16 protein-coding genes, 4 tRNA genes and 1 pseudogene are annotated in these 20,869 nt (G+C 45.4%); 8 read left to right on the plus strand and 13 right to left on the minus strand.

Translation table 11 applies throughout. The features are described 5' to 3' along the window. Positions 1-68: 68 nt before the first annotated feature. The gene (locus AC08OG_RS09770) at positions 69-2,225 is read right to left on the minus strand and encodes an ABC transporter substrate-binding protein (protein ID WP_339640594.1); all 2,157 of its coding nucleotides are present in this window, start codon (positions 2,223-2,225) and stop codon (positions 69-71) included. A 120-nt stretch (positions 2,226-2,345) separates the two neighbouring features. Between AC08OG_RS09770 and AC08OG_RS09775 the strand changes: the two genes are divergently transcribed. Then, a complete protein-coding gene (locus AC08OG_RS09775; RefSeq protein ID WP_292357577.1) occupies positions 2,346-3,134 on the plus strand; it encodes an enoyl-ACP reductase FabI in 789 nt (262 codons plus the stop codon). Positions 3,135-3,222: 88 nt separating this feature from the next. Continuing rightward, on the plus strand, positions 3,223-4,440 hold the full coding sequence (locus AC08OG_RS09780; RefSeq protein WP_292357579.1) for a dicarboxylate/amino acid:cation symporter: 1,218 nt from the start codon (positions 3,223-3,225) through the stop codon (positions 4,438-4,440). A gap of 35 nt (positions 4,441-4,475) precedes the next feature. Here AC08OG_RS09780 and AC08OG_RS09785 read toward each other — a convergent pair whose 3' ends face one another. The 9 genes from AC08OG_RS09785 to AC08OG_RS09825 form a co-directional block, all read right to left on the minus strand. Further along, positions 4,476-6,368 carry a SurA N-terminal domain-containing protein gene (locus AC08OG_RS09785; RefSeq protein WP_482929406.1) on the minus strand — a complete coding sequence of 631 codons (1,893 nt, stop codon included), beginning with the start codon at positions 6,366-6,368 and terminating at the stop codon, positions 4,476-4,478. Between the two features lie 76 nt (positions 6,369-6,444). Continuing rightward, positions 6,445-6,521 (minus strand) — tRNA-Asp (locus tag AC08OG_RS09790). A 9-nt stretch (positions 6,522-6,530) separates the two neighbouring features. Further along, positions 6,531-6,606 (minus strand) — tRNA-Val (locus AC08OG_RS09795). Positions 6,607-6,619: 13 nt separating this feature from the next. Next, positions 6,620-6,892 (minus strand): HU family DNA-binding protein, encoded by a 273-nt coding sequence (locus AC08OG_RS09800; protein WP_014707392.1) that lies wholly within the window; start codon positions 6,890-6,892, stop codon positions 6,620-6,622. Positions 6,893-7,113: 221 nt separating this feature from the next. Next, the gene (rsmA, locus tag AC08OG_RS09805) at positions 7,114-7,908 is read right to left on the minus strand and encodes a 16S rRNA (adenine(1518)-N(6)/adenine(1519)-N(6))-dimethyltransferase RsmA (RefSeq protein WP_482929407.1); all 795 of its coding nucleotides are present in this window, start codon (positions 7,906-7,908) and stop codon (positions 7,114-7,116) included. Further along, positions 7,905-8,900 (minus strand): 4-hydroxythreonine-4-phosphate dehydrogenase PdxA, encoded by a 996-nt coding sequence (gene pdxA / locus AC08OG_RS09810; protein ID WP_482929408.1) that lies wholly within the window; start codon positions 8,898-8,900, stop codon positions 7,905-7,907. The genes rsmA and pdxA overlap by 4 nt, the downstream gene beginning before the upstream one ends. Beyond that, on the minus strand, positions 8,897-9,562 hold the full coding sequence (locus tag AC08OG_RS09815) for a peptidylprolyl isomerase (RefSeq protein ID WP_482929409.1): 666 nt from the start codon (positions 9,560-9,562) through the stop codon (positions 8,897-8,899). The genes pdxA and AC08OG_RS09815 overlap by 4 nt, the downstream gene beginning before the upstream one ends. Further along, positions 9,484-10,161: a SurA N-terminal domain-containing protein gene (locus tag AC08OG_RS09820; protein WP_482929410.1), complete on the minus strand. Its 678-nt coding sequence runs from the start codon at positions 10,159-10,161 to the stop codon at positions 9,484-9,486. The genes AC08OG_RS09815 and AC08OG_RS09820 overlap by 79 nt, the downstream gene beginning before the upstream one ends. Before the next feature lie 136 nt (positions 10,162-10,297). After that, the gene (locus AC08OG_RS09825) at positions 10,298-12,544 is read right to left on the minus strand and encodes an LPS-assembly protein LptD (protein WP_482929411.1); all 2,247 of its coding nucleotides are present in this window, start codon (positions 12,542-12,544) and stop codon (positions 10,298-10,300) included. Positions 12,545-12,829: 285 nt separating this feature from the next. Here AC08OG_RS09825 and AC08OG_RS09830 point away from each other — a divergent pair. Then, positions 12,830-12,905, plus strand: a tRNA-Ala gene (locus AC08OG_RS09830). A 24-nt stretch (positions 12,906-12,929) separates the two neighbouring features. Then, a tRNA-Glu gene (locus tag AC08OG_RS09835) sits at positions 12,930-13,005 on the plus strand. Between the two features lie 23 nt (positions 13,006-13,028). Here the strand turns inward: AC08OG_RS09835 and AC08OG_RS09840 are convergent. After that, entirely contained in the window at positions 13,029-13,157 is a 129-nt protein-coding gene (locus tag AC08OG_RS09840; protein ID WP_292411202.1) for a hypothetical protein, read from the minus strand. An 82-nt stretch (positions 13,158-13,239) separates the two neighbouring features. Here AC08OG_RS09840 and AC08OG_RS09845 point away from each other — a divergent pair, with 82 nt between their 5' ends. Beyond that, positions 13,240-13,734 (plus strand): hypothetical protein, encoded by a 495-nt coding sequence (locus AC08OG_RS09845; protein WP_482929412.1) that lies wholly within the window; start codon positions 13,240-13,242, stop codon positions 13,732-13,734. On the opposite strand, the gene lptG is transcribed toward AC08OG_RS09845, so the two are convergent. After that, a complete protein-coding gene (lptG, locus tag AC08OG_RS09850) occupies positions 13,731-14,792 on the minus strand; it encodes an LPS export ABC transporter permease LptG (RefSeq protein ID WP_292357587.1) in 1,062 nt (353 codons plus the stop codon). The two genes, AC08OG_RS09845 and lptG, sit on opposite strands and share 4 nt — an antisense overlap. Continuing rightward, positions 14,789-15,919: an LPS export ABC transporter permease LptF gene (lptF, locus tag AC08OG_RS09855; protein ID WP_292357588.1), complete on the minus strand. Its 1,131-nt coding sequence runs from the start codon at positions 15,917-15,919 to the stop codon at positions 14,789-14,791. Before lptF ends, lptG begins: the two co-directional genes overlap by 4 nt. 86 nt (positions 15,920-16,005) lie before the next feature. Between lptF and AC08OG_RS09860 the strand changes: the two genes are divergently transcribed. The 3 genes and pseudogenes from AC08OG_RS09860 to AC08OG_RS09870 all read left to right on the plus strand — a co-directional run bounded on the left by AC08OG_RS09860 (position 16,006) and on the right by AC08OG_RS09870 (position 20,778). Then, on the plus strand, positions 16,006-17,493 hold the full coding sequence (locus AC08OG_RS09860) for a leucyl aminopeptidase (RefSeq protein WP_292357589.1): 1,488 nt from the start codon (positions 16,006-16,008) through the stop codon (positions 17,491-17,493). 10 nt (positions 17,494-17,503) lie between these two features. Continuing rightward, positions 17,504-17,937, plus strand: a pseudogene (locus AC08OG_RS09865) (DNA polymerase III subunit chi). A gap of 87 nt (positions 17,938-18,024) precedes the next feature. Beyond that, complete coding sequence (locus AC08OG_RS09870) at positions 18,025-20,778, plus strand: valine--tRNA ligase (RefSeq protein ID WP_292357592.1); 2,754 nt, start codon at positions 18,025-18,027, stop codon at positions 20,776-20,778. Positions 20,779-20,869 lie beyond the last annotated feature (91 nt).

Below are 20,869 nucleotides of genomic sequence, written 5' to 3' on the forward strand. Positions count from 1 at the left end.
TTGATACCTGAAGTCGTATAACAATTTTCGCGTTTAATTGTACCGGATGATACGCAAAATCAACAGTATCAAGTATTGACAGCCTGTTGGTGTTTTTTTCGACGATAAATCAAAATAGCTGGCAACATTGCCATGATAAAAATAAACAACAGCAAAATCAGCGGCCAGATGGTCGGTTGATTCCATTTCGACCGCAACTGGTCTCGTAATAGCGGATCAATCCGATGATACTTTAATGTATTGTTTGCCATCAGATTAGGTTTGATATTTTTATTCCACGCGTGGAACAACGTTAACTGTTTGGGATGAAATCCCCATACCCACGGCACATCATGGCGAACAATATCCACCATTTTATCGATAATTTCCTGACGCTCATCACCGTCAGGCATCACCCGCATCTGTTCAAATAACTTATCGAATTCAGGGTTTTGGTAATTGGCGCTGTTTTCACCGTTATGAATAGCTTTGGCATTGGGCCCGTATAAAAGAAACAGAAAATTTTCCGGATCCGGATAATCAGCACTCCAGCCGACTTTGAATATCTGTGTTTGTCCGCGACGCATCTTATCCTGAAAACGATTGTAATCAGTCGACCGAATCACTAATTGGATATTAAGTTTTTGAAACTGTTTGCGCATCCAGTCCAACTGGGCTTTGGCATCCGGTCCAACAGCAGATACATCAAAGTACAGAACTAACGGTTGCCCTGTTTCAGCATCTCGACCATTGGGATATCCGGCATCTGCCAGTAGTTCTCTGGCAAAAGAAATTGGCTTGGTGCGTACCGCGTCATCCCGCCATTCATAAACGTAAGGGTCCAATCCCTCCCGGCCGTCACGATAACCAAAAATTCCCGGAGGGATAGGTCCTTGGGCAGGAATTCCACGTCCGTTAAAGAAAATAGAAACGAATTCCTCCTGATCTATCGCAATAGCAATCGCCTGACGTAGTTTGCGTGCTCGTTCACTGTCTCCACCCACCACTGAATCCAGCATATTAAAACCAATATAATGGGTAGTTGTGCCAACAGCAGCCTGCAAATCAATGCCTTTTTCCATCATATCTTCACTTAGCCCAAACGACCCACCTGAAGAAACCTGGATCGCCTGTTCAAAGCTGTCGGAAGTTAAGCCACTGATATCGTAGTACCCCTGAATGAATTTCCCCCAGTAAGAGGTACTTTCTTTTTCAAGGGTGTAAATGATTTTATCGATAAAGGGCATTGGCAAACCCGCATCATCCAGCAGACCAGCTGCAGCATCACCTGGATTACCTTCACTGGGATAAATTTCACCGTGATAATTAGGATTTTTAACCATCACCATGCGACGGTTAGGATCGTTTTCAATCATTTGATAGGCCCCTGTTCCAATCGGGTACCAGTCTAAGGTGATATTTTTATCTTTTAATACAGTCTGCTGGTAAAACACGTCAGCTTCCCAGGGGATGGGAGCAAAAAATGGCATGGCCAGCCAGTACTTCAACTGGGGATATTGACCATACACGGTAATTTGGAATTGATAATCATCAATTGCTTCCACGCCAGCGATATCTAATTCACGTAAATCAATCGGCTTACCTTGTTGCTGCAGTTTATTGAGAGTGGCGGCAAAATCACCCAAACCGACAATGTGCTCACTCATTAAACCTAAAATGGGTGAATGCACTTCCGGATGTGCCAGCCGTTTAATTTGATATACATAATCAGCGGCTTTTAATTCCCGGGTGGCTTGCTCGGGGAAATCCACAATAGTGTTCAGGTGACTAGAACTCTGTTGATCCAGATCGTGATAGAGCCATTGTCCAGACGCATCCTGAGCAAATGCGGGATGTGGTTGATAGGCGATTCCGGGTCTCAGGGTAATTGTGTAACGTGAAAAAGCGATATTTTCTGCTGTCTGTTGTGCCCCCGTTAATACTTGTTGATTCTTATCTAAAAAGACCACTTCAGGCATTTTCGCTGCGGTCAATGGTTCCATTTGATATGGACGTTTGAGGTAATGATATTGAAAGGGCGGCTCATAAATCTGCGCCGTAATGAGACTTTCATTGGCTGAATAAGAACGGGCGGGATCCAGATGTTTTGGCCGCAGCATAAAGGAGCTGTAACTGACCGTTTTTTCACTCTCAGCTGCAGGGTATGGAGAGTTGATAGCCGATATATCACAACCTGTCAGCGATGCAATAACTATCCAGAAGAGCACAACAGAAAATCGGGGCATAATCATCCAACGTTGAAACCAGGCAAATAGGGAGTATAACGGGAATGTAAGCTGCTCGCCTCTTCCAGTACCTGCCAAAATCAGGTAAGTTTATCGGTTTTAAAATTTCTGGAGTACTTCATGGGTTTTCTACAAGGCAAACGGGTATTGATTGTTGGCGTTGCCAGCTCGCGTTCTATCGCCGCCGGTATTGCGCATGCCATGGCACGTGAAGGTGCTGAATTAGCTTTTACTTACCAAAATGACAAACTCAAATCCCGCGTCGAAAAAATCGCTGAAGAATGTGGCTCCAATCCAGCATTAATTTTTCCGTGCGATGTTAGCAGTGATGAGCAAATCAAAGCTGTTTTCGATGATCTGGCCAAACAATGGGATGGCCTGGACAGTATTGTTCACTCGGTCGCATTTGCTCCGCGTGAACAACTGCAAGGCAGTTTTGTTGACAGTGTGACACGTGAAGGTTTTGCCGCTGCACATGATATCAGTGCCTACAGCTTTGCTGCATTGGCGAAAGCCGGTAAAGAATTAATGGCTGGCCGTAATGGTTCATTATTGACATTGAGCTATCTGGGTGCCGAACGGGCTATCGATAATTACAACGTTATGGGTGTCGCAAAAGCCGCTCTGGAAGCCACTGTAAGATATATGGCCTATTCATTAGGGCCGGAAGGCATTCGGGTAAATGCTGTTTCTGCTGGTCCTATAAAAACACTTGCTGCTGCCGGTATTGGCGATTTTGGCAAGATGCTGGCCTATGGCGAACGTAATGCACCATTGCGTCGTAATGTCACGATTGATGAAGTGGGCAATGTAGGTGCTTTCCTGTGCTCCGATCTGGCATCCGGGGTAACCGGCGAAATTACCTATGTTGACGGTGGTTACAATATTGTCGGTATTGGCGATAAGTAATTTTTAACCGATGTTCATCCAGTTAACAAAAACAGGGCTTTCAGCCCTGTTTTTGTTTTAGCACTTATAAATTTGAGGATAGCAGCCCATGCCACACTCACATGCCGTCATATTATTAATTTTGATTATTCTGAGTGCCATCATTGGTGTCTTGTTTGGTTGGTTTTTCGGTGACCTGTCATTACAAATCGGTTGGCTGGGTGATTTATTTCTCAATGCACTAAAAATGATCATTATCCCGTTGATTGTTGCCTCGGTTATCAGCGGTATTGGCGCCCTTGGTGATGTTCGAAAACTGGGCCGTTTAGGTGGTTCCACCCTTCTCTACTATGGTTTTACTACGGCTGTTGCAGTGTTTATTGGCTTGGTAGTGGTTAATATCATCCAACCCGGTGCAGGAATCGAGCTCGGAGAAGCTACTGTTCCCGAGCGAATTCTGGAAAAACAGGGAACAGGAGCATCAGACATTATTATGTCACTGATCTCGCCAAATCTATTTGCCTCTGCGACTGAAATGCAGTTATTGCCCATTATTGTTTTTGCCATATTGTTTGCGATGGCGCTGACGACGATTGGTGAACGTTCCAAACCTGTATTTGCCGTTTTTGATGGTATTAATGAAGCCATGATGAAGTTGGTGATATGGATTATGTATTTCGCCCCAATCGGCATTTTCGCTTTAATAGCTGCACGCATTGGTCTGGCGGGTGGTGGTGAAGAATTATTCAAAGAGATAGAGGCTGTCGGCTGGCATGTGGTCACCGTTTTAACCGGGTTATTCATCCATTTTTGTTTTCTATTTTTACTACTACAACTTGTTGCTGGCAAAGGCTTAGCGTATTTATTTGGTATGAGTCGAGCTTTGTTTACCGGTTTTGGCACCGCAAGTTCAACAGCCACATTGCCATTAACCATGGAAAATGCCCGCGAAAATAATGTTAGTGATAAAGCCATCAAATTTGTTTTGCCACTGGGCAGCACGGTCAATATGGATGGCACGGCCCTTTATGAAGCTGCCGCGGTGTTATTTATAGCCCAGGCCTACGGCATTGATTTGACGATGACTCAACAGATTATTGTGTTTATTACTGCAACGCTTGCGGCCATTGGTGCTGCAGGAATCCCTGAAGCAGGACTGGTCACCATGGTAATCGTACTTAGTGCGGTAGGTTTGCCCCTGGATGGTATTGCACTGTTACTGGCAGTGGACTGGTTTCTGGATCGATTCCGTACCGTAGTCAATATTTGGGGTGACAGCGTCGGCGCTAAAGTCATTGATACATTAGTTATAAAAAAGGCGCTATAAAGCGCCTTTTTCAATCTGCAATTATGATTAGCGAACTACTCTTCTTCGCTAGATGTTACCCGTGACTCATAAATTTCGATGTCGGCTTCACTGCGTAATGTATTGAGGAATGCTGCCATTTCTACACGGCCGTTCAGTCTGGTCAGGTTAGAGACCAGTCCATCGCGCATTTCAGGCTCTACATCTTCAACTGAGCCCTGTTTCACATCACTTACCGCTATGACAACATAATTGCCGTTATCGGCAGTGAAACCGGCATATTGAGTTGATTCAGCGTTAGGTAATCTAAATGCCTGATCCAGAATTTGTGCGCTGATATCCTGACTATCACGCCCATAATAAGTGGCTGGCTGCCAGGTATCAGGAAAGACTTGTGTAGCGGATGCACCAGATTTCAACTCCTGCAGTCTGGATTCGCCCTGAATATAGGCTAAATCGCTTGCACGCTGATAACGAAGCTGTTCGGTAATTGCTGGTGCAACTGAGTCAAATGGCAAAAGCGTCGCATCAACATGACTGTTCTTGCGAACTACAACCAACCGAGTATCAGATAACTCTAAGACCTGGCTGTTCAGTTCCTGATTCAATACATCATCAGAAAATGCCGCTTTCACAACCTCCTGGTTTTCAGCTATACCACTGCCACCGCTGCGGGTAAATTTCCCAGAGGTTTTAATATCTAAGCCCAATGTTTCAGCGGCAATATCAAGTGTTTCGGGATTCTCATAGGTCAGATTCGCCAATTCTTCAGCTTTATCGTAAAACTGTCGTTCAGCTTGCTGACGTTTATATTGCTGCTCAACTTTCTCTTTTACATCTGCAAACTCTACATTGCTGGATTGATCTATATCCGTTAATTGAATGATGTGATAACCAAACTCCGTTTTAACAGGTTCAGAGATATCACCAACATTCTCTAAAGCAAACACTGCTTCTTCAAAAGCCGGCTCCATCACATCACGCTGAATAGCCCCTAAATCACCACCTGAAGCTGCCGAACCAACATCGACCGAATAGGTTTCTGCCAACTCTTCAAAGGTTTGACCTTCTTCAAGTTTGGTTTGAATTTCAGCGAGGATCTGCTCTGATTCTTCATTATCTTCGATTAAGATGTGACTGGCGCGGCGCTGTTCTGGCCCCACAAACTGTGCTTTGTTATCAACATAATATTGCTGCAACTGTTCTTCACTCACTTCAACCTGTGTTGAAATGTCATCAAGTGACAGTTCCAGATAATCAAGAGAGATTTGTTCCGGTGAAGTAAAGCTTGATTGGTTGGCATCAAAGAAACCACGTACATCTGCTTCATCAACTTCGGTGTCATCAAGAAAATCTTCCAGCTTGACTACGCCAAAGGCAATTTCGCGCTGTTGATTTTCCAGTTTTAACAATCTTTCTACCTCAACCTCGGAGACCAGGGTACTGCCCTCTACACTCTGGATAAGCTGTTGGCCCAAAAGATCATCACGTAAGCTGGCTTCATATGAGGTGGGAGTGAAGCCCGCTCTGGCGAGAACCATTTGATATTGCTCGCTATCAAAGGTGCCATCACGTTGAAATGCAGGGGTTTGCTGAATGAACTGGGCAATTTGACGGTCACTTATCCGAAGACCAAGTTCATCAGCAGCAGAGCGGATAAGTTGTTGGTCAATCAAATCATCGAGGACGACATAACGAATTTCAGCGTTATCAAACATCTCGGGATTGAACTCTTCGCCCATCATTTGCCGCATTTGATCACGATAACGCTGAACAGCTTCTAGTAAGGCTGTTTGGGTGATTTCTTCACCATTAACTTCTGCAACGATGGTATCGGTTGGTCCGGAGACATAAGAATTCACCCCCCAAAGTGCAAACGGAATGCTGATTAAGCCAACAATAAACCAAGCAATCCAACCTTGGGCGCGATCACGTATGAAATGCAACATAGGAGTGAACCTTCTTCACGAGTGTGGGTTAATTTAAGCAAAAAAAAGGCGCATAGAATGCGCCCTTCTTTTGTATTGGCGGAGCGGACGGGACTCGAACCCGCGACCTCCGGCGTGACAGGCCAGCATTCTAACCAGCTGAACTACCGCTCCTGATATTCCTGGTGGGTGCTGAGGGGTTCGAACCCCCGACCCTCGCCTTGTAAGGGCGATGCTCTCCCAGCTGAGCTAAGCACCCCAGAAAAAAGAAACTAGTTTACAGCATCCTTCAGGGCTTTACCAGCTTTAAATGCAGGAATTTTTGCAGCTGCAATTTTGATTTCTTCGCCGGTACGTGGGTTACGGCCGGTACGAGCAGCACGCTCACGAACAGAAAAAGTACCGAAACCTACCAGAGTAACTTGATCGCCTTTGCTTAACGCTTTTGTGACTGCAGAAGTCACGCCGTCAACAGCCAGAGCCGCTTTTGCTTTTGAAATGTCTGCGGCCGCAGCAACTGCATCGATTAATTCAGATTTATTCACAGCTTAATTCCTCGTGTCGTTTATATTATGTATTCAAAGTCCCAAAGGACACACAATACCTCGGCGCGTCTCATTTGGTTGTGTGTATCTAACTACAGCAAAAACAGTGTGTCAAGACAGTAAAACATTAGTGTCATTTACTATGACCATTTTTTGTGAACCGGCTCTAAACTCCTGCTAAATCAGTACTTAAGCTTTTACTTATATAGCCTATACTTATTTTAAGCACTAATGGATTGTGCCAAAGCAACATATTGTTCAACGGATAAGGTTTCAGGACGCAGCTTTGGATCGATCCCCTGAGCCTCCAACTCCGCCACGGAAACACTATTTTTCAAAGTGTTAGCGATGGTTTTTCGACGCTGACTAAAAGCCTGTGTGACCAAACTGCCTAACGTTTTTATACATACATCGCCGCCTAAAAATTGCTTTCTTGGTTGGATATAAATGATGGCTGACTCCACTTTGGGCGGAGGATCAAAGGCTGTAGGAGGCACAATAAATAATTGCTCAACCATGCATTGGTATTGAATCATTATGCTTAACCGACCATAGCTTTTGTTACCTGGTGCGGCACAAATGCGCTCTACGACCTCTCGTTGAAGCATAAAACACATATCTTCTATCAACGAAGCCTGTTCGAGTAAATGAAATAATAACGGTGTAGTGATGTTATAGGGCAGATTACCAATCACCCTTAATTTTTCATCATCCCGGGGTAATACACTGAAATCAAATTCCAGGGCATCAGCCTGATGAATATGTAGATTAGGCGCGTCTTTAAACTGGTTTTGCAGTATTGGCACCAAATCCCGATCCAGCTCAATCACATCCAGTAATCCAGCATCTTCCAGTAATGAGGCCGTTAATGCCCCACGTCCCGGTCCTATTTCGACCAGATGCTGATCTTTTTGAGGGGCTACTGCCGCGATGATGTCCGCTATAACGGCTTCATCCTGCAAGAAGTTTTGCCCAAATCGTTTACGTGCTTTTGGATAATGTCGCTGATCAGTCATGGAGTTCTTCTGGTTAATGACATTGTTTCAGCCATATTGATTGCAGCCTGCAGGCTGGTTGCACTGGCCTTACCTGAACCGGCAAGGTCCAGTGCGGTGCCGTGATCAACCGATGTTCGGATAAATGGAAGCCCCAGGGTAATATTCACAGCATCACCAAAACCTTGATGCTTAAGCACTGGCAGGCCCTGATCGTGATACATCGCTAATACAGCGTCATAATCCGCAAGGCGTGACTTTACAAAAATAGTGTCTGCGGGCCATGGACCGTTAAATTCATAGCCCTGCTCACGTATGAGTTTAATCACAGGCTCGATTACAGTCTGTTCTTCAGTACCCAGATGACCACCTTCGCCAGCATGAGGATTTAAGCCGCATACAGCTATTCTAGGATGTTTTAATCCAAAACCTTGCTGTAGACTTTCAGCCAGAATATGCATAATTTTTAGCAGGCTTTGTTGAGTAATGGCATCACTTACGTCGCGAAGCGGTAAGTGTGTCGTAGCCAAGGCCACACGAAGCTCCGGTGTGGCCAACATCATCACCACTTTATTGACACCAGCACCATCAGCGAAAAACTCGGTATGGCCGCTAAAAGGAACCTGAGCATCATTAATGACACCTTTATGCACTGGTGCGGTAACAACAGCATCGAAAGTCCCATCCAGACAACCATTCAGCGCGAGTTGCAATATATTAATAACATAGGCTGAATTAGCAGGATTCAACTTCCCCGCCACCACTGTTTCTGCAAGCTTACTTTCCAGATAGACGATACAACCAGCTTCAACTGGTTTGGGAGCCGAATCTGGATCAAATTCAATCAGTTTTATGGGTAGCCCTAATTCATCTGCACGTTGCTGAAGCAGCTCTGGATCAGCAATAACGATTATTTGGTGACGTTGGGCCTGTTGTGCCAGCTGAATACACAGATCGGGACCAATTCCAGCGGGTTCACCTGAAGTTAGCGCTATACGACAAATCTCACTCAAAGGTCACGATACTCAATGTAGGCTTCATCGCGCATTGCTCTTAGCCAGCTTTCAAGTTCTTCTTCAATTTTGCGTTGTTTTAACTGTTCACGCGCTTTATTGCGCTTAAATTCATCTGCCATATTTTGTTCACGGCGTTCCTCGACCTGAATTAAATGCCAACCAAAACGGCTTTGGAAAACATCGCTCATTTCACCTTCAGCCAAACCATTCATAACTTCTTCAAACTCTGGAACCATAACACCGGGACTTGTCCAACCGAGGCTTCCGCCGTCAATGGCAGATCCGGTATCCTCAGAGTGTGCCTTTGCCAGCTCGGCGAAGTCTTCGCCATTGAGGATTCGCTCGCGTAATTGCTGAAGTCGTTTTTCCGCGGCTTCATCAGTCACCAGCTCATTGGTTTTGATTAAGATGTGTCGAGCTTTGGTCTGTTTAACCAGATGGGTTTCTTCGCTGCGTTTTTCAGCCAGTTTGACCAGGTGAAAGCCACTGCCGCTGCGTATAACGTCGCTCACTTCGCCAACGGCCAGATTGGGTACAACACTGGCAAACAAGGTTGGCAATTCAGCCTGTTTACGCCAGCCTAGTTCGCCACCTTCCAGCGCATTTTGACCATCCGAATATCCTGCAGCAATTTCTGAAAAATCACCGCCCTCCGCCAATAAATCCTGAATAACAGCAAGCTTTTTTCGGCTTCCTGTACTTGCTCAGGAGTTGGTGCATCTGGAATACCAACTAAAATATGTAACAGTCTGAAGGCTTGCTCAGAATCGCCCTGCAGGTTTTGGGTTGCCAGAAAGTTATCTACTTCACGCTCAGAAACGACAATAGAATCTTCGACCTCGCTCTTACGTAACCGACTGATAACCATTTCTTCACGAATGGTTTCTCTGAATTCAGTGAAATCATAACCGTCACTTTCAAGTGCATCTCGGAACTGACGTATGGTGAGATTATTGTTTTCAGCAATTTGGCGGACGGCAGCGTTCAACGCGTCATCTGCCACCCGAATACCTGACATTTCTGCCCGCTGCAGTTGCAGTTTTTGCATGATTAGACGTTCAAGGACCTGTCGGCGCAGAATATCAGAGGATGGTATTGCGGCATTACGCTGGCGAAGCTGCTGACGAACAGTCTGCTCCATCTCGACCAGCTCACTATCCAGGACAATTTCGTTATTAACAACAGCAACAATACGATCAAGCGGCGCTGCCCATACACTGTTCGCAAGCAATAAGCCGACAAGCAAATATTTAATCATGAACTATTCAAACTCCGTAAATTGTTGGCCGTTATTATAGCGTTTCAAAGCGTCTAAGACCTAAAGAACCTCAAATGTAGATAGATGAGTTAATGACAAAAACATCTATTGGAAAGTTGAATCTGCTGGCTTATATTTATTCATAGCCTCGAATACTTTCCTCGAGCAGGCCACCGGATTTCTTACCAAAGCGCCCCAGCCCTTTCAATTCAATTTCAAAATAGATGGCTTTATTGCGACTGTCAGCATTGATATCATTTATGTAATCACGGAAAACTACCCGGGTTGCCCAGCAACAACTGTGGTATTCAACACCTGCCAAAGCTTCTAACGTCGTATTATCCATCAAAGAGCGATAATAGCGGCCAATAACACTCCATTGATCATTAATCGGCAGACTTCCAGACACATCGGCCTGTTCAATCGGAAACTGGTTAATGCCATCATCACGTCGATAACGATGAGCAATATTGAAGACTCCTCCATTTTCTCCGCGATAGCGTAATTGCAGAGAAGACATATTGGAGGTGGTGCTGTCTGGATCCCATTGAATCTGGCCAGCGAGCGCCCATTCTTTCGTAATGCTAGCCACCGCTTCAGCAATATAATCAGAATCGGAGCTGGTCTCCCTGGCATCTTGTCTTAAATTGACTTTACGATCTGAGAAGTATTGGATTTGTCCCAATGTCATCCGTAATTTTTCACGACCAGTTTCTTCATTGATAAAACGGCTTGTCAAGCCCACCGTTATCTGATTTGCGTCACCAATTCTATCTGGCCCGGTAAACCGTTCATGGCTGAACATGCTTCCCATACCAAAGGTACGTAAATTTGTATCAAAAAGTGGAATATCGTCCTGGTCCCGATAAGGTTTATATAGATAAAATGCTCTGGGCTCTAAAGTCTGGATCATATTATTGCCGGCAAATTTCAACGGTTTTTCAAAAACCAATCCACTATCAATACTGATTATGGGTAAAGTCCGGCTAATGTTACTCTCCTCAAAACGGGTTTGGGTTTGCAAATTATCCAGTGAGTAGTATGTGTGGTTTAAAGCAACCCGGGGAGTAATAAAAAAACCTGCGGTACCCATCGGCAGGCTGACACCAGGTTCCATATTGAATCGTTGCCCCTTGACCAACTCGTCATGATCAAACGCTGTAAATTCAGACTTGAATTCATAGCTAAGTCCATAGGCCTGATCAGGTAGTAATCCATTCAATGTTAATTGCGGCAATCGTTGATAAGGATCTTCAACATCTTCCAACAGATTCTGATAGCCCTGCACTGTGGCCCCGAAATTCCAGATATCACCGTAATAATTCACATTTAATAATCGGTTTAAATGCGTGGTACTGCTCAGGCTTAAATTGCTACTGAAATCTTCCAGATAATCACGATCAGAGACATAGTTATAATCAACCAGTGTGGCCCAGCGGTTGCTGCTGCCATAAACACCATTTTGTTGATACAAAAAATGTTTCCGGTCTTCATTGTAGTTGGGATTTATTTCATCACCATTCTGACGCAGACTGTCACTGCCGAGATATCCAGCATCAATCAAGCCTGCTGATTGCGTTGTGAGATAACGAAACTCACCATTCAACATCAAGCCACGATCTGACATATAACGTGGTGTCAGAGTCGCATCCATATCGGGTGCAATGTTCCAGTAATAAGGAGTGCTGACATCAAAGCCGGTTTCATTGGAACTTCCAATGGAAGGAATCAGAAAACCCGATTTACGCTCATCACTTAACGGAAAACTGATGTATGGCGTATAAAAAACCGGGACATCTTTAAGACGCAGCACAACATCATAAGCCCGGCCAACGCCCTCCTCATGATCCAGATCGACTTCTCCGGCCTTTAACTTCCAGAATTCATCGTCTTCCATACAGGTTGTATATGTAGCGTTTTTTAATTGGGTGGACTGTACGCCCTGACGATTCACATGACTCGCTTCACCGCGCGCATTCATCTGTTTGGTTTGATATTCCGCGTCAATCAGCGTGCCGCGATCTTCATTGATATTCCATTCCGCCTGATCACCAAATATTGACATCTGACTATCACGTAAACGCACATCTCCCTGAGCAGTCACTTTACCGGTAGTTTGGTTGTAAGTTGCACGGTTGGCATTTAATTGCTGCCCTCCGCGACGAATATCTACTTTGCCAGTAAATACAGAAGTACCTAAATCAACCAACTGAGCGGTATCAGCTTTAACATCAACTTCACTTTGTTCGGTGAGTGCATCTTCAGGGAGAAAAAAATCGGCGTCTGGTCGGGGACAGTGACTGGGCACATGGTATGGCTCTGCGAAAACAAGAGGAGCAAAACAGGAAACAAAACCTGCAGATAGAATTATCAGTTTGCGCATCAATATCCCCGGTGAGCCTTGATGACCGAAAAATCGGCCTTCTATATTCAATAAATAACTGCCAATTTATCGCACAGAAATGTGCTTTCATCAAATCCCCTATTTAATTAAGTTGGCCAAAATCAATATATTGACCATTCATCAATAACTTAGCTTTACCATGGCATTCCTGCTGGCTTCCTAGCCACCACAATCTCCGTGGAACCATCTGGAGTCCATGTAAATATTTTCAAATATTCTGTTGACAGAGAAAAACTCAATCCCTATAGTATGCGCTTCCTTTCGGGGGCTATAGCTCAGCTGGGAGAGCGCTTGCATGGCATGCAAGAGGTCGGCGGTTCGATCCCGCCTAGCTCCACCAAGAAACGAAAGAAAACAGTTTTAGGTCCCCATCGTCTAGAGGCCTAGGACACTGCCCTTTCACGGCGGTAACAGGGGTTCGAATCCCCTTGGGGACGCCATATAAGGCAACCGATAACAAGCGTTATCGGGCGTTAATAAAAAGGCGGTGAGAAATCTCACCGCCTTTTTTGTTTCTGTCATTACGCATTCTCTTTACTAAGTCATTACGCTCATTGATAATCAACCCATGTTTTTCAATGGTGAGCATCATGACTGTAAACGTTCCTTCAGTGAAGTCCTATCTCCTAACCTTTATGTTCAGAAACACTCTCCGCCAGCTGTTAGGATTATTAATGCTGTCTTTGCTTGTGTCTATTCATTCAGTACAAGCGGATGAGAAAAAAGCGGCATCTTTTGCCTCGGAATTTGAAGCACTTACGGAAGATAATCTTCCTCAATTTGTCAGCCTGATGAGTCAGCGTTATTACAATCAGGTGGAACTGCTAAAAAAGTATTTTGAGCTCTACCAACAAAGAAACGATCCCAGAGGATTTAATGTCTGGCATCTGCGAGGCTTTTCACCGAGCTTTAGTCTGTTAGATGCTGAGAATCAGCTGGTTGCGGCCAGTAACCAGGAGTTTTTGGCTGAGCGGCCTGAAAAGGCACTAACCACGATTTTTGCCGAGCTTAAGGAAGTTTCTGTCAATCTTATGCTGTCTTTCCGTGATAATGATCCACAATCCTACAAAGCGGCTAATGCTATGGTAAAAGATCACAGTGCGCAGATTGCGATACTGCTTGAATCTCATGGTCTTGATAAAGAGATTCGTGGGGTCTCCCTTAACTAACGCACCTTTCGCAGCATAAAGATGCCTATGCCGGCAAAAATGATGGTTGGCAGTGATGCCGCAAGCCAGGGTAAAACACCAAACACCAGCCCCATATGCTGAAAGCTCTGGTTAAATAAATGAAAACCAATCCCAACCAGAACACCTACCAGAATACGTCCCCCTATCGGTGCGGAACGTAATGGACCAAAAATAAACGGCACAGCCAAAAACACCATTACTGCTGAACTCAGCGGCATCATGATTTTGCTCCAGAATGCCAATTGATATTGACCAACAGCCTGATGATTGGATTTAAGGTAGGAAACGTACTCAATCAGACTCCATACCGGTAAAAACTCTGGCGGGACAACGACCACATTCAACATGCCAGGATTGAGCTTGGAACGCCATTTAGCGCGTTCTATCGCTCTGACCTCCACGCCATTTTCATCAATTGTGCTTTGCACCACATCAAACATCAGCCATTCATTATTATCGTAACGGGCCTCTCTGGCTTTAGTAACAATCCTCAATTGATGCTTATCATCGAATTCGTAGACCTTAACCCCTTCAAAACGACCATCGCGATGTATCCGTTCGATATGGTTGAAATGGTTACCATCGCGGGTCCAGAAACCAAATTCTGATTGACTTCCTTCAGTTCCGGTTTGTGCGGAGGTTTGCACCTGCAAGGCTTTTTGTTCAGTAATAGGCCTGATCAATTCACCAAGAACGACAGCGATAATCATTAAAATACCGGCGACAATCAAAACAGCTTTGTTAATGTCTTTTACCGATACGCCTGCCGAACGCATTGCCACCAATTCACTTTGCGACGCCAATGTTCCCAGACCAATCACGCTCCCCAGCAAAGCAGCAACAGGCAGTAATTCATAGATTCGCTTCGGCATCGACAGGGCTAAATAAGTCAGTATATCCAGTAATTGATAATCACCTTTACCCAGGTCATCCAGCTCGGTAATAAAATCCATAAAGGTATACAGCGACATTAATACCACCAGTACCAAAGCGGTACTGCCTAATATGGTTTTACTGATATAGCGTTGCAGAATCATGCTGTTTTGGGTCGCTTACGTTGTTGCCAGAATCGTTTGAGTTTCAGGCGATTTTGTAACATCAGCATAATGCCAATCATCAAAAGATGTACCCAGATCGCCCCAATCCACGGAGCCAGATCGCCCTTTTCTACCCACGCTCGGGTCACGCCTAATAAATTGCTGTAAATCACATAGACCAACACCGCCGGGAAAAATCCGGCATAACGTCCCTGCCTTGGACCAGTGTGCGCCAGGGTGATGGCTATTACACTCAAAATGATCGTCATGACGGCACTGGAAACCCGCCACTGAATTTCAGCCAGATCCTGAGGTTCTCCACGCTCCCATAACACCGCAGTGGGTAGAGATTTATGTTTTTCGCGAACCTGGACCGACTCGCCACGTTCAATCAACATGCTATGCGTTGCGTATTCAGCAATGCGGAAATCCAAATCACCGGCATTACCCTCGTAACGATAGCCGTCTTCCAATACCAGGTATTTATCACCGGTTTCAGATTCAATATCAAAACGTCCACGCTCAGCTCTGAAAATTAAGGGTTTTTCATCACGATGAATCTCAATAAAGATGTTTTCCATGTGGGTTTTATCTTCACTGAGCTGTTGTGAATAAAAGGTCCAGTCGCCGTTCTGGCTTTCCTTAAAACTCCCCGCGACCAAACCTGTAGTATTGGCAGCAATCTTGGCTTTCTGTTCGATTTCATAGCGACCTGATAAGACATCTGGAACAATCAGTAATGCCAGAACGCCTGTAATAATCGCCATTGTACCGCTGAAAACAACCACATTGCGTAATATACGATTACCATCAATTCCACAGGCCGCGATCACCGTCAGTTCGTTATCAGAGCTCATACGTGACAAACTGAGCAATACCGCTAAAAATGTACCAATCGGCAGTAAAATGGATAATGCGCCAAAGGAATTCAGCCAGAGCAAATTGAAAATGACTTCTGCCGGTAAATTACCCACAGCCGCCTGAGCCAGATAGCGGGCAAAACGCGTCGCCACGTAAATCAGCCATAGCACACCGATGACGGCTGTCAGAGAAATTAAAAACTCTCGCAGCATATATCGGTCTATCAGGCTGAAACGCTCAACAAATATTCGTCTTAGGGCGGGCATTATTCAGTGGTCTTCGTTAGAATAGGCAGTCAGTTCACTGCAATAAAAAGCGCAGTCTAAACCATCTACATCAACAGGAGAAATCCATGCAGTATTTTGTGACCAAAGATGTTTTGCCAACACAGTCAATCGACTGTATTGCCGTCGCCGTTTTTGAAGGCAACCAACTAAGTCCCGCAGCGGCTACATTAAACACGGCAAGTAAAGGAATGATTCAACGCGTAATCGAACGTGGCGATATCAGTGGCAAACCAGGTCAAACAATGCTGCTACAGGATATTGAAGGCATTTCCAGCCCTAGAATATTGTTGGTTGGTTGCGGAAAATTCGAAAAAACCAGTGAAAATGATTTTAATGCAGCCTGTATTGCGATGGCCAAATGGTTAAACGAAAGTGCTGCCACACAAGCGGTCAGCTGTTTAGCAGAAACACCTGTCAAAGAACGCAGTACTGCCTGGAAAATTCGTCAGACGATTATCAATACTGAAACCGCTTTATATCGCTACAGTCAGACAAAAAGTCAGTTTAAGCCGGTTGAAAAACCGCTTACCCGACTGGGCTTTATGGCTAGCGAAGCAGATATTGATACCCTTGAAAAAGCTTGTGATACTGGAGCAGCCATTGGCAGGGGCATGAATCTGGCACGTGAACTCGGTAACCTGCCGGGTAATATCTGCACCCCAACCTACCTCGCAGAACAAGCCATAAAATTAGGACAGGATTTAGATAACCTGGTCGTTGATGTACTTGAAGAAAGTGATATCGCTGAATTGGGTATGGGTTCATTCCTGTCGGTTTCACGCGGCAGCCGTGAACCAGCAAAACTCATTACCCTGAATTACGGTGGTGGTGGCGACAGTAAACCTATTGTTTTGGTTGGCAAAGGCCTGACCTTTGATGCCGGTGGTATTTCGCTCAAACCTTCTCAGGGTATGGATGAAATGAAATACGACATGTGTGGTTCCGCCAGCGTACTGGGTACCATACAAGCCGTTGCCGAACTACAGCTACCCATTAATGTTATCGGTGTGATTCCAAGCTCAGAAAACCTGCCCGATGGCGATGCCAACAAGCCCGGTGATGTGGTAACAAGCATGTCCGGTCAAACCATTGAGATTCTGAATACTGATGCTGAAGGTCGTTTACTGCTGTGTGATGCCCTGACCTACAGCGAACGTTTTGATCCCGACACCGTTATCGACATTGCCACCTTAACCGGTGCGATTATTGTAGCGTTAGGCAGCAATGCAACGGGTTTAATGGCAAACAACCAGGATCTGGCCGATGACCTGCTTAAAGCTGGCAATGATAGTTTCGATCGGACATGGCAATTACCGTTATGGGATGACTATCAGAAACAACTGGACAGTAATTTTGCCGATATCGCCAATGTCGGCGGTAAAGAAGCTGGCAGTGTAACAGCGGCCTGTTTCCTGTCCCGTTTCACTGAGAAATTCAAATGGGCACATCTGGATATTGCCGGTACCGCCTGGAATGGCGGTAAGGAAAAAGGCGCAACTGGCCGTCCAGTGCCATTATTGATGCAATATATTCTCAACCGCCTGGAAGGCTGATAGTTCGTTCATGACTAAAGTCAGTTTTTATATTTTAGCTACAACCGATCCGCTTGACCGACAGCAATTTGCCTGTCGGCTGGCGGAAAAGGCTTATCTTCAGGGTCATCAGGTGTTTATTAATACTGAAGATCAGAATCAGAGTGAAGCGATGGATAAGGCTTTATGGGCTTTTCGCCCAGACAGTTTTGTACCGCACCAGATTTTTGCAACGGATAACAAAATCGAAGCACCGGTATTAATCAGCCATGAAAACACTGCCCCACCCAAATTAATGGATGTATTAATCAATTTAAACCCGGCTCAGCCACTTTTTTTAGCCAGTTTGAACGGCTGGCAGAAATTATTAATGGCGATGAAGAGATCAAAAAACAAGGACGCGTTCGCTATCAGTTTTACAAGGATCGTGGCTATCATCTGGATACGCATCAAATAAACAATTAAGACAATCCGGCTCACTCATGACCGGGCACACATTAAGCGGGTATAATGCCCGCTTTTCTTTTTCCGAACAGATAAACGCAGAGACGCATGGACAAAACCTATAATCCCGATGCAATAGAACAACGCTGGTATCAACAGTGGGAACAAAACGGCGAATTCAAACCTTCTGGTGAAGGCACGCCCTACTCCATTATGTTGCCGCCGCCAAATGTCACCGGCAGTTTGCATATGGGTCATGGGTTTAATAACACCATAATGGATTTGCTGACCCGTTATCACCGCATGAAAGGGGATAACACGTTGTGGCAACCGGGTACTGATCATGCCGGTATCGCCACACAGATGGTGGTCGAACGACAGTTAAATGCCGAAGGCAAAACCCGCCATGATTTAGGCCGTGATGCATTTATTGATCGGGTCTGGGATTGGAAAGGCGAATCCGGTGGCAATATTACCCGTCAGTTACGCCGTCTTGGTTCTTCTCTGGACTGGTCTCGTGATCGTTTCACCATGGATGACAACTTGTCGGAAGCCGTGAAACATGTGTTTATCAAACTACACGAAGAAGGCCTGATCTATCGCGGCAAACGACTGGTGAACTGGGATCCGGTATTACATACCGCCGTATCTGATCTGGAAGTATTATCAGAAGAAGAAGCCGGCCATTTATGGCATTTCCGTTATCCTTTAACCGATGGCAGCGGTCATCTTGTAGTCGCCACTACCCGTCCTGAAACCATGCTCGGTGATACGGCCGTGGCAGTACATCCCGAAGATGAACGCTATAAACACCTGATCGGCAAAACCATCACCCTGCCATTAGTTGGCCGTGAAATTCCAATTATCGGTGATGATTATGTTGATCCGGAATTTGGTAGTGGCTGCGTCAAAATCACCCCAGCCCATGATTTCAATGATGCCGAAGTCGGTAACCGTCATAACCTCGAACAAATCAATATTCTGACCATTGATGCCGCCATTAATGACAATGCGCCGGAAAAATATCGTGGCCTGGATCGCTATGCAGCCCGCAAACAAATTGTTGCCGATTTCGAGGCTTTAGGCTTACTGGAAACCATTCAAGACCACAAACTGATGGTGCCACGTGGTGACCGTTCCAATGCCGTTATCGAACCGTTATTGACCGACCAATGGTATGTCAAAGCCGATGTCCTCGCAGCCCCCGCAGTTGAAGCAGTACAGTCCGGTAAAATCAAATTTGTCCCGGCCAACTGGGATAAAACCTTTTATAACTGGATGGATGGCATTCAGGACTGGTGTATTTCACGGCAAATCTGGTGGGGACACCGCATCCCTGCCTGGTACGACGAACAAGGCAATATTTATGTCGGTCACGATGAAGCCGATGTGCGCCAAAAACACCAATTAGCGGACTCTGTTGCGCTGAGACAGGATGAAGACGTTTTAGATACCTGGTTCTCTTCTGCCTTATGGCCCTTTTCCACCCTGGGTTGGCCGGCTGATGATGCGGCATTGAAAACCTGGTACCCGACCAGTGTCTTAGTCACCGGTTTTGACATTATCTTTTTCTGGGTTGCCCGGATGATGATGATGGGCATCAAATTTATGGATGACGTGCCATTCAAAGAAGTCTATATCCATGGTCTGGTACGTGATTCACATGGTCAGAAAATGTCGAAATCCAAAGGTAATGTGCTGGATCCTATCGATATTATTGACGGTATCGATCTGGAATCACTAGTCGCCAAACGTACCAGTGGCATGATGCAGCCCCAGCTGGCTGCTAAAATTGAAAAAGCCACCCGTAAGGAATTTCCGGAAGGTATCGCACCGCACGGAACTGATGCGCTGCGTTTCACTTTTGCCTCATTAGCCACTACCGGCCGTGATATCAATTTTGATATGAATCGTATCGCGGGTTATCGCAACTTCTGTAACAAACTATGGAATGCTGCGCGTTACGTATTAATGAATACCGAAGGTCAGGATACCGGTATTGATAACGCTGACGTTGAATTAAGCCTAGCTGATCGCTGGATCATTTCTTTACTGCAACAAACCGAACTGGATGTTACCCGGGCTATCGAAAGCTACCGTTTTGATTTGGCAGCGCAGGCCATTTATGAATTTGTCTGGAATAACTATTGTGACTGGTATCTGGAACTGTCCAAACCGGTATTAAACAATGATGCTGCAAGTGACGCCGCCAAACGTGGTACCCGCCGTACCCTGGTTCGGGTTTTGGAAGCCACGCTGCGTTTAGCACACCCTTTTATGCCGTTTATTACCGAAGAAATCTGGCATACCATCGCACCGTTAGCCGGTAAAACAGGCTCTACCATTATGCGTGAAGCCTATCCGGTAGCTGACAGCAGTAAAATTGATAGCACTGCCGTTGCCGATATGGAATGGGTAATGCAGTTTATTAACGGTATTCGTTCTATTCGTTCACAAATGAATATTGCCCCGAAAAAACAATTACCAGTGTTGCTCAAGGATGCCGCTGACATTGATAAACAACGTTTACATGACAACCACGACTTTATCAGCCGTCTGGCTAATCTGGAATCGGTCGAATTCCTCAGCGGTGAAGCGCCTGCCGCTGCTACTGCACTGGTTGGCAAAATGGAAATCCTGATTCCACTGGAAGGTCTGATTGATAAGGATGCTGAAATTGCCCGTCTGGATAAAGAAATCAGTAAGCTGGATAAAATTATCAAGCAATCCGCTGGCAAACTGAGTAATGAAAACTATGTTGCCAAGGCGCCCGCAGATGTTGTTGCCAAAGAACGTGAAAAACTGGCAGAGCTGGAACAGTCTTTAAGTCAGTTACAGCAGCAACGTAAAGCATTGGGCTAAAACCCTAAGTCCTTTTTTAGGAACTTTCCGACTCTATTAGTCAGTCAATAACAATACGAAAAGCCGGTGTTTTCACCGGCTGCTATCTGTT

The sequence above is a fragment of the Methylophaga sp. F7 genome, assembly GCF_056863975.1.

Coding starts and splice junctions, on each gene's coding strand:
- AC08OG_RS09860 (WP_292357589.1), top strand. CDS start 16,006: ATGCAGTATTTTGTGACCAAAGATGTTTTGCCAACACAGTCAATCGAC.
- lptF (WP_292357588.1), bottom strand. CDS start 15,919: ATGCCCGCCCTAAGACGAATATTTGTTGAGCGTTTCAGCCTGATAGAC.
- AC08OG_RS09820 (WP_482929410.1), bottom strand. CDS start 10,161: ATGATTAAATATTTGCTTGTCGGCTTATTGCTTGCGAACAGTGTATGG.
- AC08OG_RS09870 (WP_292357592.1), top strand. CDS start 18,025: ATGGACAAAACCTATAATCCCGATGCAATAGAACAACGCTGGTATCAA.
- AC08OG_RS09775 (WP_292357577.1), top strand. CDS start 2,346: ATGGGTTTTCTACAAGGCAAACGGGTATTGATTGTTGGCGTTGCCAGC.
- AC08OG_RS09780 (WP_292357579.1), top strand. CDS start 3,223: ATGCCACACTCACATGCCGTCATATTATTAATTTTGATTATTCTGAGT.
- AC08OG_RS09770 (WP_339640594.1), bottom strand. CDS start 2,225: ATGCCCCGATTTTCTGTTGTGCTCTTCTGGATAGTTATTGCATCGCTG.
- AC08OG_RS09825 (WP_482929411.1), bottom strand. CDS start 12,544: ATGCGCAAACTGATAATTCTATCTGCAGGTTTTGTTTCCTGTTTTGCT.
- rsmA (WP_482929407.1), bottom strand. CDS start 7,908: ATGACTGATCAGCGACATTATCCAAAAGCACGTAAACGATTTGGGCAA.
- lptG (WP_292357587.1), bottom strand. CDS start 14,792: ATGATTCTGCAACGCTATATCAGTAAAACCATATTAGGCAGTACCGCT.
- AC08OG_RS09840 (WP_292411202.1), bottom strand. CDS start 13,157: ATGATGCTCACCATTGAAAAACATGGGTTGATTATCAATGAGCGTAAT.
- AC08OG_RS09845 (WP_482929412.1), top strand. CDS start 13,240: ATGCTGTCTTTGCTTGTGTCTATTCATTCAGTACAAGCGGATGAGAAA.
- AC08OG_RS09785 (WP_482929406.1), bottom strand. CDS start 6,368: ATGTTGCATTTCATACGTGATCGCGCCCAAGGTTGGATTGCTTGGTTT.